The following is a 14,776-nucleotide window of genomic DNA, read 5'->3' as shown; positions in this document are numbered from 1 at the left end:
TTTGTAGCAAAGGAGGAAACAAAAATGAATGAATATGTATTACTAATGACTATGGCAATATCTTTTTTAATAACCGTCCTGATTTCTCCTGTATTTATACCTTTCTTACGTAGATTGAAGTTTGGACAAAGTATTAGAGAAGAAGGCCCTAAATCCCACATGAAAAAGACAGGGACACCGACGATGGGTGGAGTGATGATCCTTATCAGTGTTGCTGTGACAACGTTGATTATGATCGGAAAATTCAACCCTAATCCGTTCAGTTTTCAAATATTGCTATTATTAACTGTGTTATTGGGGTTTGGACTGCTCGGATTTCTGGACGATTTTATTAAAGTAGCCCTGAAGCGAAATCTAGGGTTGACCTCCAAGCAGAAAATGGCAGGACAGATATTAATTTCTCTTGTATTTTATTTTATCCTGCGTGCCAATGATTTTCCAACGTATATCCAGATTCCCGGTACAAATGTTCAGTGGGAATTAGGTTGGGGATATGCGTTATTGATTATTTTTATGCTTGTCGGATCTTCTAATGCCGTTAACTTAACCGACGGGCTTGATGGATTGCTGGCAGGTACAGCAGCTATCGCATTTGGAGCTTTTGGCATACTTGCCTGGTATGGATTCACTCAATTTGAAGTGACGATATTTTCTCTTGCAGTAGTGGGTGCGTTGTTAGGTTTTCTTGTTTTCAATGCCCATCCTGCAAAGGTATTTATGGGTGACACGGGCTCGCTGGCTCTGGGAGGAGCTATAGGCGCGATTGCGATTTTAACAAAAATGGAAATACTGCTGATTATTATTGGCGGTGTATTTGTGTTAGAAACACTCTCGGTCATCATACAAGTTATTTCTTTTAAAACAACAGGAAAACGAGTGTTTAAAATGAGCCCCTTGCACCATCACTATGAGTTGATAGGCTGGTCTGAATGGCGGGTGGTAACTACCTTTTGGTTAGTTGGATTGGTTTTTGCAGCGCTCGGTATCTATATTGAGGTGTGGTCATATTGAAAACATTAACAAACTTTCCTTATCATCAAATACTCGTTCTCGGCCTAGCTAAGAGCGGTACTGCGGCAGCTAAACTTCTACATGACAGCGGAAAGAAAGTGCGTGTCAATGATCTTAAAGCTAATAAGCAAGATCCATCGGTCAAAGAACTGACAAATCTGGGCATTGATGTAATTACGGGCGGTCACCCTATGTCTGTATTAGATAACATAGATATGCTGGTCAAAAATCCGGGTATACCCTATGAGAATGAAATTGTTCTCGAAGCAGAAAAAAGAGGGATACCGGTGATTACGGAAGTCGAACTGGCAGGTCGTCTTGTCAATGATTCCATTATCGGGATCACAGGATCCAATGGCAAAACGACAACAACTACACTTATATTTGAGATGTTGAACCAAAGCAATTGTAAAACACAAATCGCCGGGAATATCGGTAATGTAGCATGTGAAGCAGCCCAGACGATGGAGATGGATGAACAGATGGTAATCGAATTGTCTTCTTTTCAATTAATGGGTATCCAAAGCTTCAAGCCAAAGATATCTGTGCTGTTGAATTTGTTTGAAGCACATTTGGATTACCATAAAACGTTCGAAAATTATAAGCAGGCAAAAGCAAACATTCTTCGGAACCAGACAAACGACGATTATGTTGTTTACAATGCAAATGATCCTGAAATAGAGGATATTGTCCAAAATGCCCAAGCTGTAAAGGTTCCTTTTTCTATAGCTGAAAAGCAACCAGCCGGTGCCTGGTGCGACAGCGAGTACTTGTACTTTAAACAGGAGAAAATTATTGCGCTGAGTGAGATTACTCTTGTCGGGAGCCACAACTTAGAGAACATCCTTGCAGCAGTATCTGCTGCTAAATTAGGCGGAGCTGACAACAAAGGTATTCACCAAGTGCTGTCAACCTTTACTGGTGTGAAACACCGGCTGCAATTTATCGCCAATATTAACGGCAGGCTGTTTTATAATGATTCAAAGGCGACTAACATATTGGCAACCAGTAAAGCATTATCCTCCTTTGCCCACCCCACCATTCTGCTGGCAGGGGGACTGGACCGTGGTAATGCTTTTGATGAGCTAATTCCTTCTCTGGAATCGGTAAAAGCGATGGTTGTATTTGGAGAAACGGCAGATAAATTAGCGAGGACGGCAGCTCAAGCCGGAATAGAAACAATTGAATATGCCAAGGATGTAAAACAAGCCGCTCTGCAAGCATATGGGCTTTCCGAAAAAGAAGATGTCATTCTCTTATCTCCTGCCTGTGCAAGCTGGGATCAATACAGGACATTCGAAGAAAGAGGAGACATGTTTATCGAAGCTGTGCATACATTAGAGTAGGGGGCTTGTACTACTCACACCCCCATGAACCGGATTGAAACGGAAATGGGGTGTTTTTTTGTCTAAAAAGCTTTTTCAAGGATCCAAAAATTCTCCGGACTACTTACTGGCTTTAACTATTTTTCTATTGCTGCTTATTGGTGTTGTCATGGTGTATAGTGCATCCGCTATTTGGGGGGAATACAAATTCGGCGATTCTTTCTTTTTTGTGAAAAGGCAGCTTTTGTTTGCTGCTGCAGGCGTTGTTGCAATGTTCTTCCTGATTAATGTGCCATATATCACTTGGCAAAAATATGCTAAACCGTTGCTGATTATCTGTTTTATTCTTTTGCTGGCAGTTTTAATCCCAGGTGTAGGTATGGTACGTGGAGGTGCCAGAAGCTGGATTGGTGTAGGGGCGTTCAGTATTCAGCCTTCTGAATTCATGAAGCTTGGATTGATTATCTATTTATCTTCCTATTTAACCTCCAATCAAAAATATATTACTTCATTTAAAAAAGGTTTTTTACCTGTTATATTGCTTGTGTTTGTAGCATTTGGATTAATTATGCTTCAACCGGATTTAGGAACAGGAGTCGTTCTTGTTTTAACCTGTATGGTAATGGTATTTGTGTCGGGCGCTAAAATTTCTCATTTTGCCGGATTAGGGATTCTGGGCATCGCTGGATTTTTGGGATTGATTATTTCAGCGCCTTACCGGATTAACCGGATAACAGCCTTTTTAAATCCATGGGAGGATCCGCTTGGAAACGGGTTCCAAATCATCCAGTCGCTATATGCCATCGGTCCAGGAGGGCTAATGGGGTTAGGCCTAGGGCAAAGCTTGCAAAAGTTTTTCTACCTCCCTGAACCGCACAATGATTTCATATTTGCAATTTTGGCAGAAGAATTAGGGTTTATCGGCGGGTCCTTTGTGATCGTTTTATTTGTCCTATTGTTATGGCGAGGCATACGTGTTTCACTGGCTGCTCCTGATACTTTTGGCAGTTTACTTGGATTAGGGATTATCGGTATGATTACCATCCAAATTATGATAAATGTGAGTGTAGTTACCGGGTTAATTCCTGTAACTGGAATTACGCTGCCATTTCTAAGCTATGGCGGTTCTTCACTCACCTTAACGTTATGTTCTGTAGGCATTTTATTAAATATCAGCCGTTATGCTAAACTGTGATATCAAACTGTTGATCAGGGTTATCTTTATTGGCTGCAAAATATAATCTAATCCTACGAAATTATTCGGACGTTTTCCCTTCTGAACCGGGAAAATATGATATAATTTTTAATAGAGATAAACAAACGGCATGCTGCATGCCGTTTGTTTGAATACAGAAAAACAAATAAACTATATGAAGATTAACTGTTTTCTGCCGGTGATCCGTAGTATCCGGTAAGAGGAATAATAAGAAGGATAGATAAAATGAAGGAAAAAAAAGTAGTTTCTATAGAAGATAGAATTCCTAAGCTAAAGCAAGCGAGGAAAAAGAAAGCAAACCGCAGATTGATATTTTACCTTTCCGTATTTTTTGTATTGATCTCGATTGTCGTTTATCTTCAGTCGCCGCTCAGCCAAGTTAACAATATAGAGATCAATGGGAATCAATACATTAACAACCAGGAGATTCAATCATTGAGTGGACTGTCAACAGATGATAACTTTTGGAGTGTCGATACGGATGAAGTTGTTGACAAAATCAGCGGACATCCGGTTGTCGAGAAGGTTGAAGTCGACAAACAATTTCCGACCACGATTCAAGTCACTGTACAGGAGTTTGCCCGCGTTGGTTACGTTAAAAAGGATGATAGCTTTTATCCAGTATTAGAGAATGGCAACAGCCTGATTGATAATAAGATGAAAACAGCAAAAGGGGACGCTCCATTACTGAACGGTTTTGATAAAGAAACATATTTACAAGAAATGACAAAAGAGCTGCAGAGACTACCGTCAAATATTGTCGACTTAATCTCGGAAATTACATGGGTGCCGACCGAAGAAAATCCCTATAGAATTGCGCTTTACATGAATGACGGCTATGAAGTAGAAGGCTCAATCCGTAATTTTTCTAATAAGATGAAATCTTATCCTTCCATTGTTGCGCAGCTAGAGCCGGGCAGTGAGGGGATAATCCATATCGGCGTGGGAGCGTACTTTGAATCTTACCAGGAACAGGAAGAGAAGAAAGAAGCGGAATCTGAAGAGGGTGAGCAAGATGAAGCTGAAGGGTAAGCATGTCATTCTGGCTTTAGTGTTATTGGTTTCTGGTTTTTTAATCGCTTTTAGCTACCAGCATACAAAGAAGGAATCCCAAGTCATTCAAGTGACAGACCAGCAGTGGGAAAAAGATTTTTATTATAGACAGCAATTAATCAACTTAGAGGAAAAAAATAAAGAATTGCGGGATGAGCTTGAAAACAAACGGAAGGAAATTCAAACATTAGAGTCCGAATTGGGAGGACAAACAGATACAATAAACAATTATGTGGAAAGAAAGCTGCAGCTGCAAATGATTACAGGCGAGCTTCCGGTACACGGCGAAGGCGTCAAGGTATCTTTAAGTGATGCTGAATATGTGCCTTCTGAGGAAAATGCTAACCAGTATATTGTACACGAACGTCACATTCATCGGGTTGTAAACGAACTACTTAGTGCGGGAGCAGAGGCTGTTTCGATTAATGGACAAAGAGTCTTTCAAGACAGTTATATTTCTTGTGTCGGACCGGTCATATCTGTTGACGGCGTTACTTATCCTGCCCCTTTTACCATCGAAGCTATCGGTGATCAGGACGTATTATACTCTAGCATTAATCTAACCGATGGACTTGTTGATGAGTTAGTCAGTGACAATATTGAGGTAGAAATGGAAAGAATAGATGCCATTCAAATGAGCACTAGGGTCAACAAGGAAAGGGGATAACATTGAAAATAAAGCACAAATTAGTTATTTCCCTAGTCTTTGGACTGGTTGGCTTGATGGTTGCGATCCAATTTCAATCGAACCGGGAACCAACCGAACGCGATACTAGAGACCTTTGGGAAATTAGATCTCAATTGCAGGATGAACAAAAACAACAGCAGCAATTATATCAACAGATTAGAGAAGCCGAGACAACGATTGAACAATACCAGGCCAAATCTGAATCGGAAAAGGTTCAGACGCTTAAAGAGTCCTTGGAAGTTTTAAAAGAAGAGGCTGGATTTACTGAAATCACTAAGGCGGGACTCATCATTGATATTACCCCTGTATTTTTGGAAAACGAATCACTGCAAACATATCCTGAGCTATCTCCCGAATTGCTTAATAGACTAATCAATGAGCTGAATGCATATGGAGCAACGGATATAGCAGTAGCAAATGAACGAATTGTCCATATTACGCCGATAAGGTCTGTTAATGGGGAAACCTATGTAAACAACCATCCGCTGCCTTCTGTTCCTATTCAAGTGAAGGTATTGGCGGACAACCCTGAAAGATTAATTGACTACATGGAAGTAAGCCAGTCTAAAGAAGACTTTTCGATTGAAAATCTACAATTGGATATCCATTATGAAGAGGAAATAACACTAGCCAAATATGAAGATCCAATTGTTATCAATTCGCTGCAGGTCACAGATTCTGAGGAAGCAGGTGAGCAATAATGTGGCTTCCCATTCTATTTTTAATTATCGGTTTAGGATTGGGGCTTCTCACGGATATCAAAATACCAGATGAATATTCCAATTACTTATCGATAGCCGTATTGGCTGCGTTTGATACACTCTTTGGCGGCATAAGAGCATATTTAGAAGAAAAATTTGATGAGAAAGTCTTTTTGAGCGGCTTTTTCTTCAATGTCCTGCTTGCTGCCATGCTGGCCTTTATCGGGGTTCAATTAGGGATTGATTTGTATTTAGCTGCCGTGTTTGCTTTCGGAGTCCGTCTTTTTCAAAATATTGCGATGATCAGACGCTATCTCATTGACAAAAAGTACTTTGCAAAGAAATTGAAAAAACTCAAAAGAAATTAAGAGGAAAACGTCGTTTTTTGTAGAATACTCTAAAAGTTAACAGGTTTATGAGACACACCGGATGGGAATATATATTAAGTTGGTTGTATTGCCGCTTCAATGACAAAGCCATCACAAATAATTCGCTGCTTCTTATTGAAAAGAATTTTGGAATGGCTTAAAATTTCCATATACTTTATTGCCATTAAGTGTTTTACTTAATTAGAGATTCTGTTTTAATTGTAATTATTACAAATGTTCGATAATATGTGAACTATTCAAAATGTTTTAGACTGGGAGGTGCCTTTCTTTGAACAACAGTGAAATATTAGTCAGCCTTGACATAGGTACATCAAAAATAAAAGTTATTATAGGTGAAGTACTCAATGATTCCTTAAATATAATTGGAGTCGGAACAGCGAAATCAAACGGGATGAAAAAGGGTGCCATCGTAGATATAGACCAAACGGTGCAATCGATAAAAACTGCTGTCGAACAAGCAGAGAGAATGGTTGATATGCATATCGACAGAGTTGTGGTAGGCATTAATGGAAACCATATCCAATTGCAGCCTTGTCATGGAGTGGTAGCTGTTTCTAGTGAAAACAGGGAAATAGGCAATGAAGACATCGCTAGGGTGATTGATGGTGCACAGGTGATTTCGGTTCCTCCAGAACGGGAAATTATCGACGTCGTTCCTAAACAATTTATTGTTGACGGTTTGGATGAGATCAATGACCCCCGCGGCATGATCGGCGTAAGGCTTGAGATGGAAGGAACCATTATTACTTGCTCAAGAACCTTGTTACATAATATTCTTAAATGTGTGGAAAAAGCTAACCTGCAAGTTATGGATATTTGCTTACAGCCATTATCAGCAGGGGCGATTGCATTGTCAAAAGATGAAAAGAATCTGGGAGTCGCATTGATTGACGTAGGCGGCGGGAGCACCACCGTTTCCGTGTTCGAAAATGACCACTTAGTTTCTACTAGTGTTATAGCTCTGGGCGGAGACAATATTACAAAGGATTTATCAATCGGTCTGCGGACTTCTTCTGAAGAAGCGGAAGAAATCAAATTGAACTATGGACATGCTTTCTTTGATGATGCCAGAGAAGAAGAAACGTTTGATGCTACCATAATTGGCAGTAATAAAAAACAAACATTTAACCAATTGCAAATTTCTGATATGATTGAAGCTAGACTAGAAGAAATTTATGCGTATGCTGAAAGAGAAATAAGGAAAATGGGTTACAGGGAGTTGGCAGGAGGATATGTGTTGACAGGCGGTACCATAAGCATACCAGGTGCACTGGAACTGGCCCAGGATATATTTCAATCCAATGTACGTATCGCTATACCTGACTACATAGGAGTAAGAGAATCGCAGTTTACCTCTGGAGTGGGAATCTTGAAGTTTGCGTACAGCAATGCGAAAATACAAGGGAAAGAAATTTCTGCATCAGTGAAGCCTGCTGAACATGATGCTCCAAAGCTAAATAAAACGAAAAGAACTACTAAACAAAAGGACTCAGCGCCTAATAAAAAGAAAGACTCCGGAATCGCGAATTTGTTTAAGTATTTCTTTGATTAAACAAGCGTTCCCTTACAGAATGAATTAACTTCAATGAATCTTGTAATCTTGCAAATTAGGAGGAACGAAAATGTTAGAGTTTGATACAAATATGGACCAGCTAGCAACGATTAAAGTAATCGGTGTTGGCGGCGGAGGCAGTAATGCTGTCAACCGCATGATCGAGCATGGAGTGGAAGGTGTCGAGTTTATCGCCGTTAATACCGATGCCCAGGCGTTAAATTTGTCTAAGGCCGAAGTGAAAATGCAAATAGGATCAAAATTGACTCGCGGCTTGGGAGCTGGAGCGAACCCTGAGGTTGGGAGAAAGGCTGCCGAAGAAAGTAAGGAACAGCTTGAGGAAGTTTTACAAGGAGCCGATATGGTTTTTGTTACTGCAGGAATGGGAGGCGGTACAGGTACAGGAGCAGCACCTGTCATTGCCCAAGTTGCAAAAGAAATCGGGGCTCTAACTGTCGGAGTAGTTACTAGGCCGTTCAGTTTTGAAGGTCGCAGGCGTTCTACACAGGCAGTCAGCGGAATAGATGCTTTAAAAAGCAATGTAGATACTTTGATTGTGATTCCTAATGACCGTTTATTGGAAATCGTTGATAAGAATACACCGATGCTGGAGGCCTTCCGCGAAGCTGATAATGTGTTACGTCAAGGTGTACAGGGTATCTCTGACCTGATTGCTAAGCCGGGATTAATCAATGTTGACTTCGCCGACGTGAAGACAATTATGTATGATAAAGGTTCTGCGCTTATGGGAATCGGTGTAGCTACTGGTGAAAGCCGTGCTACTGAAGCTGCTAAGAAAGCAATTTCTTCACCTTTATTGGAAACTTCCATTGATGGTGCCCATGGTGTTTTAATGAATATTACCGGTGGAGCAAACCTCAGCTTGTATGAGGTTCAAGAAGCTGCCGACTTAGTGACTTCAGCTGCGGATCAGGAAGTTAACGTGATTTTTGGTTCCGTCATCAATGAGGATTTAAAAGATGAAATTGTTGTTACAGTAATTGCTACTGGTTTCGATGAGTCTCAAGTAAGCCCCGAACAGCCGAAACAAAGGCCATCGGTAAGCAATTCTCCTCAACCATCCGGAGAAAATCGAAAAGAAGAAACGCGTAGAGAGGCTCCTGTTCAACAGCAAAAAGTAAAACAGGAAGAAGATACCTTAGATATACCTACTTTCTTGCGAAACAGGAACCGGAGAAGATAAAAAAGATATCAATTTTAAAAAACCATTCAAGGGAAATATCCTTGGATGGTTTTTTTATAGTCTGCAGCTCCCAATGATTAGCTGACTTCCTGCCCCTTCGTCGATAAGTCAACAATCTCGCTAACGCTCGTGTTTCCTTTATCTCCAGCGGTGCAGTCCATTCTGCTCATCATTCCCGGTCGCTTACGCATTTCGTTCTTTTTCATAGTTTTGTTGGTTTGACAAAATCAGAGGTAATTTCTGAAAATAAGTTCACTTTAAACCCCAAGAAGTGACAGACTTCTATTCCAGGTTTAGCTATACTTGCTACAAGTCCTGGTTGGTAGAGCTGAAAGGAAGAATGATTTTGACAATCTATTTAGACGCTGTATGGCTTTTGAACTTTTTGTTGGACTGGATGATTTTGTTGCTGACCCAATTTATTACTAGAAGTCATCCTAAGCGTTTAAGGATTTTATTTGGCGCATTCATGGCTTCTTTGTTAGTACCATTAACTGTGTATTTTCCCGATTCACCTGTCAGTTCGTTTTGGGGTAAAGGGATATACTCTTTAATAATTGTTTGGTCTGCTTTCGGCTATAGCCACTTTAAGGAGTTTCGCAGGCATTTGTTATCATTTTACTTTATATCGTTTACGTTGGGAGGAAGTCTGATAGGTATCCATTTCTTAATCGGCCAGCAAATATTGGCTTCTGAGAGTGGCATTTTGACTACGCAAACCGGTTTTGGCGATCAAATCAGCTGGTTGTTTGTAGCAATTGGATTCCCTTTTGTCTGGATATTTACGAAGACCCGTATGGACAAGCATGCTTGGGAAAAGTTACAAATCGATCAGTTATTCTCAGTAACGATTAAATGGAAAGGAGAATCTTTTCTAACTACTGGCTATATGGACAGCGGTAACGCACTTGTCGATCCGATAACCCGTGATCCAGTTGTGGTATGTGATGTAGAGTTTCTGGAGAATTGGTTCACAACGACGGAATTAAAAGCATTGGAAGCAGTTCAGGAAAACTTGGCATTTGACTCACTGCCCAGCAGTTGTATAGATGCGATTAGATTAGTACCGTATCAAGGCGTTAGCGGTAACAATTCCTTTATGCTCGTATTCAGGCCGGATAATATTCACCTGGTCTATGAGAATAAACATATTACCACCAATAAAGTGCTTGTCGGTATCCAGTTTGGCAGTCTTGCTGCTGACGGCAGTTACCACTGTCTTCTTCACCAAGGCTTGCTAAAGTATTCGGTAGCATCATCTGCTTAATTAACGTATAAAAGGAGAGGATAACATATGGCGAAATGGAAATTAAAACTACAATTATGGTGGTATAAATTACTTATCAAACTGCGAGTCAAATCGAAAGAGGTTTATTACATAGGCGGTAGTGAAGCTTTGCCTCCTCCGTTAAGCAAAGAGGAAGAGCATGAACTTCTGAAAAGGCTGCCGGTTGGAGATAAAGCCGCCAGAGCAATGTTGATTGAAAGAAATTTGCGTCTCGTAGTATATATCGCCAGAAAATTTGAGAATACAGGAATTAACATAGAAGATTTAATTAGCATTGGCACCATTGGCTTAATTAAAGCTGTTAACACTTTTAATCCAGAAAAGAAGATAAAATTAGCAACATATGCCTCTCGCTGCATAGAAAATGAAATCCTTATGTATTTACGGAGAAATAATAAACTGAAAACCGAAATTTCTTTTGATGAACCGCTCAATATTGATTGGGATGGCAATGAATTATTATTATCGGATGTGCTTGGGACAGATGAGGACATTACAACTAAGGATTTGGAAGCCAATGTCGATAAAAATCTTTTGCGTAATGCTTTAGAGCAGCTGAATGAACGGGAAAAACAAATCATGGAGCTGCGCTTTGGATTGATTGGAGAAGAAGAAAAAACACAAAAGGATGTAGCTGATATGCTGGGGATCTCCCAATCCTATATTTCACGGCTGGAAAAGAAAATTATCAGCAGATTAAAAAAGGAATTTAATAAAATGGTTTAATCCCTTGTCGTTCTTATGATGAAGCGTTTTCGTCCGTTTTGAGCGTGTCAAATACTGCATAAAAATCCTCCTGGAGGAGATACTGTTCCATGAATAGCATCTCCAACTGGGAGGGTAAGGCATGACAAGACATAAGGTAGAAATTTGCGGAGTAGACACTTCAAAATTACCAGTACTGAAAAATGATGAAATGCGGATACTGTTCAAGAAAATGCAATCAGGAGACTTATCTGCCAGAGAGCAGCTAGTCAATGGGAACTTAAGACTTGTATTGAGTGTTATCCAGCGCTTTAACAACCGCGGGGAATATGGAGATGATTTATTCCAAGTTGGTTGTATCGGTTTAATGAAATCCATTGATAACTTTGATTTAGGCCAGAATGTGAAATTTTCGACCTATGCCGTACCAATGATTATTGGTGAAATCAGGAGATACTTAAGGGACAATAACCCCATTAGAGTTTCTAGATCTTTACGGGATATAGCCTATAAGGCACTTCAAGTAAGAGAAAAGCTAATTAGTAAATCCTCCAAGGAGCCAACACCCATGGAAATTGCGGAAGAAATGGGGGTTTCCCACTCGGAAATTGTTTTTGCAATGGATGCCATTCAGGATCCTGTTTCTCTTTTTGAACCAATTTATAATGATGGCGGAGATCCGATCTTTGTCATGGACCAGCTTAGTGACACCAAGGATAAAGATTCAACCTGGTTGGATAATTTATCGTTAAAAGAAGGTATGCAGCGGTTGAATGAAAGAGAAAAAATGATCCTTAATAAGCGCTTTTTCCAAGGTAAGACGCAAATGGAAGTTGCGGAGGAGATAGGGATTTCCCAGGCACAAGTCTCTCGCCTGGAAAAAGCAGCAATCCAGGAAATGAATAAAGAAATGTTTGAATAAAATCACATGAATAACTAAATATGTATTGAAAAAGAAGCTCCTGTCTATGGCAGGAGTTTTTAATTATGGAGTTAATGGTACGGAACGGTGAAGAATAAAGCTCACTTGTAAGTTTTTCGAAAAACCAGGCAGTGCTTTGCATATAGTAGAAATAAAGGCGGGTGTTGAGATGATTACACTTTCGGAATTGCAAATGAAAGATGTGATAGTAGTAGAGGATGGTAAAAAACTTGGCAACATTACCGATTTAGAGATCGACGTAGACCAAGGCAGGATAACTTTTCTGGTGATAGGATTAAGAGGTAAAATGATGGGGCTGTTTGGCAAGGAAGAAGAAGTGGTAGTTCCCTGGGAGAGCATTGTAACGGTTGGATCTGATGTCATTTTGGTTAAGAAACAGAAGGAACCCCGGTTATATTCTGAAAAAAAGGAATAATGCTAATCATGCAGCATAAATTCTACAAATTATGATAAAATGGATAAAAAATAAGGAGGAATATAATGAAGGACCCCTTTCAACATAATGATTGCTCCACGTTGATTCTTCAAGATTGGCTGCGGAGAGACGCATCACTAACAGCTGGAATCACCATGAGAAAAGGAGGGGTGGGTAAGCCTCCGTTTGAAACCATGAATCTCGGTTTGCATGTGAACGATGAAGAAGATACCGTCTTGGCGAATAGAAGGAAACTTGCGGATATTACCGGATTTCCATTGGATAGCTGGGTCGCGGGGGAACAAATCCATGGAACGGATATTGCTATAGTAACTTCCAGCGATAAGGGGAAAGGTGCTATTACTACTGCAGATTCGCTGGAAGGATGTGACGGTTTGATTACGAATCAACCTGGTATTCTTTGTACAGCATTCTTCGCTGATTGTGTGCCGTTATACTTTTTTGATCCTTTAACAGGTTGGCTTGGTATTGCCCACGCTGGCTGGCGGGGTACGGTTAAAGGAATGGCAGCTGAAATGGTTAAGAAACTGCGTGACCAGGGGGTTGCTCTCAATAGACTTCTAGCAGCTATCGGCCCATCGATAGGAGCGGAAGTTTATGAAGTTGATAACTATGTCATTGAGCAAATACCTGCAGGTTTGGCTGATCGTGTAGTAACATGGAAAGAGAATTCCTCATTTTTGGATTTAAAGAAATTAAATCAGGAGATTCTTCAGCAAGCAGGAATTCCAAGTGAAAATATTAGCAGGACAAGTCTTTGTACCTTTTCAGAAGAGGATAAGTTTTTCTCTCATCGAAGGGATAAAGGTACAACCGGGCGTATGCTTGGGTTCATTGGCTATCAAACATAATCGGGAAAGGAGTCTCTCCATTGGATGTACAAACAAATTTGCATATAATTCAGCAGGACATTCGCGATGCCTGTCAAAAGGCAAACAGAGATGAGCACGAGATAACGCTCATTGGTGTGACGAAATATGTTACAATTGAGCGGGCTCAAGAAGCATTGGCAGCTGGTGTACAGCATCTCGGAGAAAATCGCCTGGAAGGATTTAATCAAAAATACGAAGCAATCAAAAGCCAAGCTGTGTGGCATTTCATCGGATCATTGCAATCCCGTAAAGTTAAAGATATGATTGATAGGATAGGTGTGATACATTCTCTGGACAGGAATTCCCTAGCAAAAGAGATTAACAAGCGGGCAGAAAGGGAGATTCCTTGTTTTGTCCAAATCAATACAAGTGGAGAAGAATCAAAGCACGGTTTGAAACCAGAAGATGCCATGGCATTTATTGAAGGTTTGGCTAAGTATGAAAAAGTGAAAGTGATTGGGCTGATGACGATGGCTCCCTTCGTGGAAGAAGAAGGTTTAATCAGGGAGGCATTCCGCAAGCTTAGAAAATTAAGAGATGAAATAAGAGATAGAGGATTCCGCCACGCTCCGTGCGAAGGATTGTCCATGGGAATGAGCAATGACTATCAAATTGCTATCGAAGAAGGTGCCACCCATATAAGAGTCGGTTCCAAGCTTGTCGGCCAAAAATAGCTTGAGGTGAATATAATGAGTATTAAAGACAAAATCAAAACGTTTTTTACATTGGATGATGAATATGAATATGTCGAAGAAGAGGAACTGGAAGTACCTGAAACCGCTTCTTCCCAAAAGGATAAAAGCAAAAATATAGTCAGCCTGAAGAGCGTCCAGCCTTCATCAAAGGTTGTGTTATTGGAACCTCGTACATACAGTGAGGCACAAGAAATAGCTGACAATATTGTAAACAGAAGAGCGGTAGTCATCAATTTACAGCGTGTTGACCACAGTCAGGCTAAGCGAATAGTTGATTTTTTAAGCGGTACAGTATATGCGGTATCGGGGGATATTCAAAAACTAGGCACGCATACGTTTCTCTGTACTCCTGATAATGTCGATGTATCTGGAACAATTTCGGACATGTTAAATGAAGAAGATTTGGACAAAAGGTGGTAGATGGAATGGGTCAATTGTACACAATACTTTTTTATGCGATTGAAATATATAGCTTTGCCTTGATTGCCTATATACTAATGTCGTGGTTCCCCGGAGCGCGGGAGTCTTCATTCGGGAGCTTCCTGGCCAGGATTTGCGAGCCATACCTGGAGCCGTTTCGCAAAATCATTCCGCCGCTTGGAATGATTGATATTTCTCCTCTAGTAGCAATATTAGTACTTAATTTTGCTACAAGAGGTTTGGCAGTATTATTTGGTTATTAGAAAGCTGTAATCAGC

General features: G+C 40.4%; 17 protein-coding genes. All 17 read left to right on the top strand.

From position 1 onward, the window contains the following. The first annotated feature begins 24 nt into the window (after positions 1 to 24). The 17 genes from mraY to BLR93_RS02515 all read left to right on the top strand — a co-directional run bounded on the left by mraY (position 25) and on the right by BLR93_RS02515 (position 14,761). Positions 25 to 1,011, top strand: a complete 987-nt coding sequence (mraY, locus tag BLR93_RS02595) for a phospho-N-acetylmuramoyl-pentapeptide-transferase (RefSeq protein ID WP_093210916.1) — start codon at positions 25 to 27, stop codon at positions 1,009 to 1,011. Further along, the gene (gene murD, locus BLR93_RS02590) at positions 1,008 to 2,357 is read left to right on the top strand and encodes a UDP-N-acetylmuramoyl-L-alanine--D-glutamate ligase (protein WP_093210914.1); all 1,350 of its coding nucleotides are present in this window, start codon (positions 1,008 to 1,010) and stop codon (positions 2,355 to 2,357) included. Before mraY ends, murD begins: the two co-directional genes overlap by 4 nt. A 58-nt stretch (positions 2,358 to 2,415) precedes the next feature. Then, positions 2,416 to 3,531 carry a stage V sporulation protein E gene (gene spoVE / locus BLR93_RS02585; RefSeq protein ID WP_093212308.1) on the top strand — a complete coding sequence of 372 codons (1,116 nt, stop codon included), beginning with the start codon at positions 2,416 to 2,418 and terminating at the stop codon, positions 3,529 to 3,531. Positions 3,532 to 3,777: 246 nt separating this feature from the next. After that, positions 3,778 to 4,584 (top strand): cell division protein FtsQ/DivIB, encoded by an 807-nt coding sequence (locus BLR93_RS02580; RefSeq protein WP_093210912.1) that lies wholly within the window; start codon positions 3,778 to 3,780, stop codon positions 4,582 to 4,584. Next, positions 4,568 to 5,272, top strand: a complete 705-nt coding sequence (locus BLR93_RS02575) for a DUF881 domain-containing protein (RefSeq protein WP_093210910.1) — start codon at positions 4,568 to 4,570, stop codon at positions 5,270 to 5,272. Before BLR93_RS02580 ends, BLR93_RS02575 begins: the two co-directional genes overlap by 17 nt. A gap of 2 nt (positions 5,273 to 5,274) precedes the next feature. Continuing rightward, entirely contained in the window at positions 5,275 to 5,994 is a 720-nt protein-coding gene (locus BLR93_RS02570; protein WP_093210908.1) for a DUF881 domain-containing protein, read from the top strand. Beyond that, positions 5,994 to 6,362: a small basic family protein gene (locus BLR93_RS02565; protein ID WP_093210906.1), complete on the top strand. Its 369-nt coding sequence runs from the start codon at positions 5,994 to 5,996 to the stop codon at positions 6,360 to 6,362. The genes BLR93_RS02570 and BLR93_RS02565 overlap by 1 nt, the downstream gene beginning before the upstream one ends. Positions 6,363 to 6,651: 289 nt before the next feature. After that, positions 6,652 to 7,935 (top strand): cell division protein FtsA, encoded by a 1,284-nt coding sequence (gene ftsA, locus BLR93_RS02560; RefSeq protein ID WP_093210904.1) that lies wholly within the window; start codon positions 6,652 to 6,654, stop codon positions 7,933 to 7,935. A gap of 70 nt (positions 7,936 to 8,005) precedes the next feature. Next, positions 8,006 to 9,139, top strand: a complete 1,134-nt coding sequence (ftsZ, locus tag BLR93_RS02555) for a cell division protein FtsZ (protein WP_093210902.1) — start codon at positions 8,006 to 8,008, stop codon at positions 9,137 to 9,139. Positions 9,140 to 9,485: 346 nt separating this feature from the next. After that, a complete protein-coding gene (gene spoIIGA, locus BLR93_RS02550; protein ID WP_093210900.1) occupies positions 9,486 to 10,406 on the top strand; it encodes a sigma-E processing peptidase SpoIIGA in 921 nt (306 codons plus the stop codon). 27 nt (positions 10,407 to 10,433) lie between these two features. After that, positions 10,434 to 11,153 (top strand): RNA polymerase sporulation sigma factor SigE, encoded by a 720-nt coding sequence (sigE, locus tag BLR93_RS02545; RefSeq protein ID WP_093210899.1) that lies wholly within the window; start codon positions 10,434 to 10,436, stop codon positions 11,151 to 11,153. Between the two features lie 121 nt (positions 11,154 to 11,274). Then, complete coding sequence (sigG, locus tag BLR93_RS02540) at positions 11,275 to 12,054, top strand: RNA polymerase sporulation sigma factor SigG (protein ID WP_093210897.1); 780 nt, start codon at positions 11,275 to 11,277, stop codon at positions 12,052 to 12,054. Between the two features lie 169 nt (positions 12,055 to 12,223). Next, positions 12,224 to 12,490, top strand: a complete 267-nt coding sequence (locus tag BLR93_RS02535; protein WP_093210895.1) for a YlmC/YmxH family sporulation protein — start codon at positions 12,224 to 12,226, stop codon at positions 12,488 to 12,490. A 65-nt stretch (positions 12,491 to 12,555) separates the two neighbouring features. Further along, the gene (gene pgeF / locus BLR93_RS02530; RefSeq protein ID WP_093210893.1) at positions 12,556 to 13,362 is read left to right on the top strand and encodes a peptidoglycan editing factor PgeF; all 807 of its coding nucleotides are present in this window, start codon (positions 12,556 to 12,558) and stop codon (positions 13,360 to 13,362) included. A 20-nt stretch (positions 13,363 to 13,382) separates the two neighbouring features. Further along, positions 13,383 to 14,057, top strand: a complete 675-nt coding sequence (locus BLR93_RS02525; protein ID WP_093210891.1) for a YggS family pyridoxal phosphate-dependent enzyme — start codon at positions 13,383 to 13,385, stop codon at positions 14,055 to 14,057. 15 nt (positions 14,058 to 14,072) lie between these two features. Beyond that, on the top strand, positions 14,073 to 14,498 hold the full coding sequence (locus tag BLR93_RS02520; protein WP_093210889.1) for a cell division protein SepF: 426 nt from the start codon (positions 14,073 to 14,075) through the stop codon (positions 14,496 to 14,498). Positions 14,499 to 14,503: 5 nt separating this feature from the next. Then, positions 14,504 to 14,761 (top strand): YggT family protein, encoded by a 258-nt coding sequence (locus BLR93_RS02515; RefSeq protein ID WP_093210887.1) that lies wholly within the window; start codon positions 14,504 to 14,506, stop codon positions 14,759 to 14,761. Positions 14,762 to 14,776 lie beyond the last annotated feature (15 nt).

The organism is Sediminibacillus albus, from assembly GCF_900101125.1.
GTDB lineage: Bacteria > Bacillota > Bacilli > Bacillales > Amphibacillaceae > Sediminibacillus > Sediminibacillus albus.
Note: the sequence above shows the minus strand (reverse complement) of the source record. Positions and strands in the feature narration are given on the sequence as shown.

Bases quoted from the DNA above. Each gene is read 5' to 3' on its own strand.
- ftsZ (WP_093210902.1), top strand. From the start codon at position 8,006: ATGTTAGAGTTTGATACAAATATGGACCAGCTAGCAACGATTAAAGTA.
- BLR93_RS02535 (WP_093210895.1), top strand. From the start codon at position 12,224: ATGATTACACTTTCGGAATTGCAAATGAAAGATGTGATAGTAGTAGAG.
- BLR93_RS02520 (WP_093210889.1), top strand. From the start codon at position 14,073: ATGAGTATTAAAGACAAAATCAAAACGTTTTTTACATTGGATGATGAA.
- BLR93_RS02580 (WP_093210912.1), top strand. From the start codon at position 3,778: ATGAAGGAAAAAAAAGTAGTTTCTATAGAAGATAGAATTCCTAAGCTA.
- sigG (WP_093210897.1), top strand. From the start codon at position 11,275: ATGACAAGACATAAGGTAGAAATTTGCGGAGTAGACACTTCAAAATTA.
- BLR93_RS02575 (WP_093210910.1), top strand. From the start codon at position 4,568: ATGAAGCTGAAGGGTAAGCATGTCATTCTGGCTTTAGTGTTATTGGTT.
- BLR93_RS02565 (WP_093210906.1), top strand. From the start codon at position 5,994: ATGTGGCTTCCCATTCTATTTTTAATTATCGGTTTAGGATTGGGGCTT.
- BLR93_RS02515 (WP_093210887.1), top strand. From the start codon at position 14,504: ATGGGTCAATTGTACACAATACTTTTTTATGCGATTGAAATATATAGC.
- mraY (WP_093210916.1), top strand. From the start codon at position 25: ATGAATGAATATGTATTACTAATGACTATGGCAATATCTTTTTTAATA.
- sigE (WP_093210899.1), top strand. From the start codon at position 10,434: ATGGCGAAATGGAAATTAAAACTACAATTATGGTGGTATAAATTACTT.
- pgeF (WP_093210893.1), top strand. From the start codon at position 12,556: ATGAAGGACCCCTTTCAACATAATGATTGCTCCACGTTGATTCTTCAA.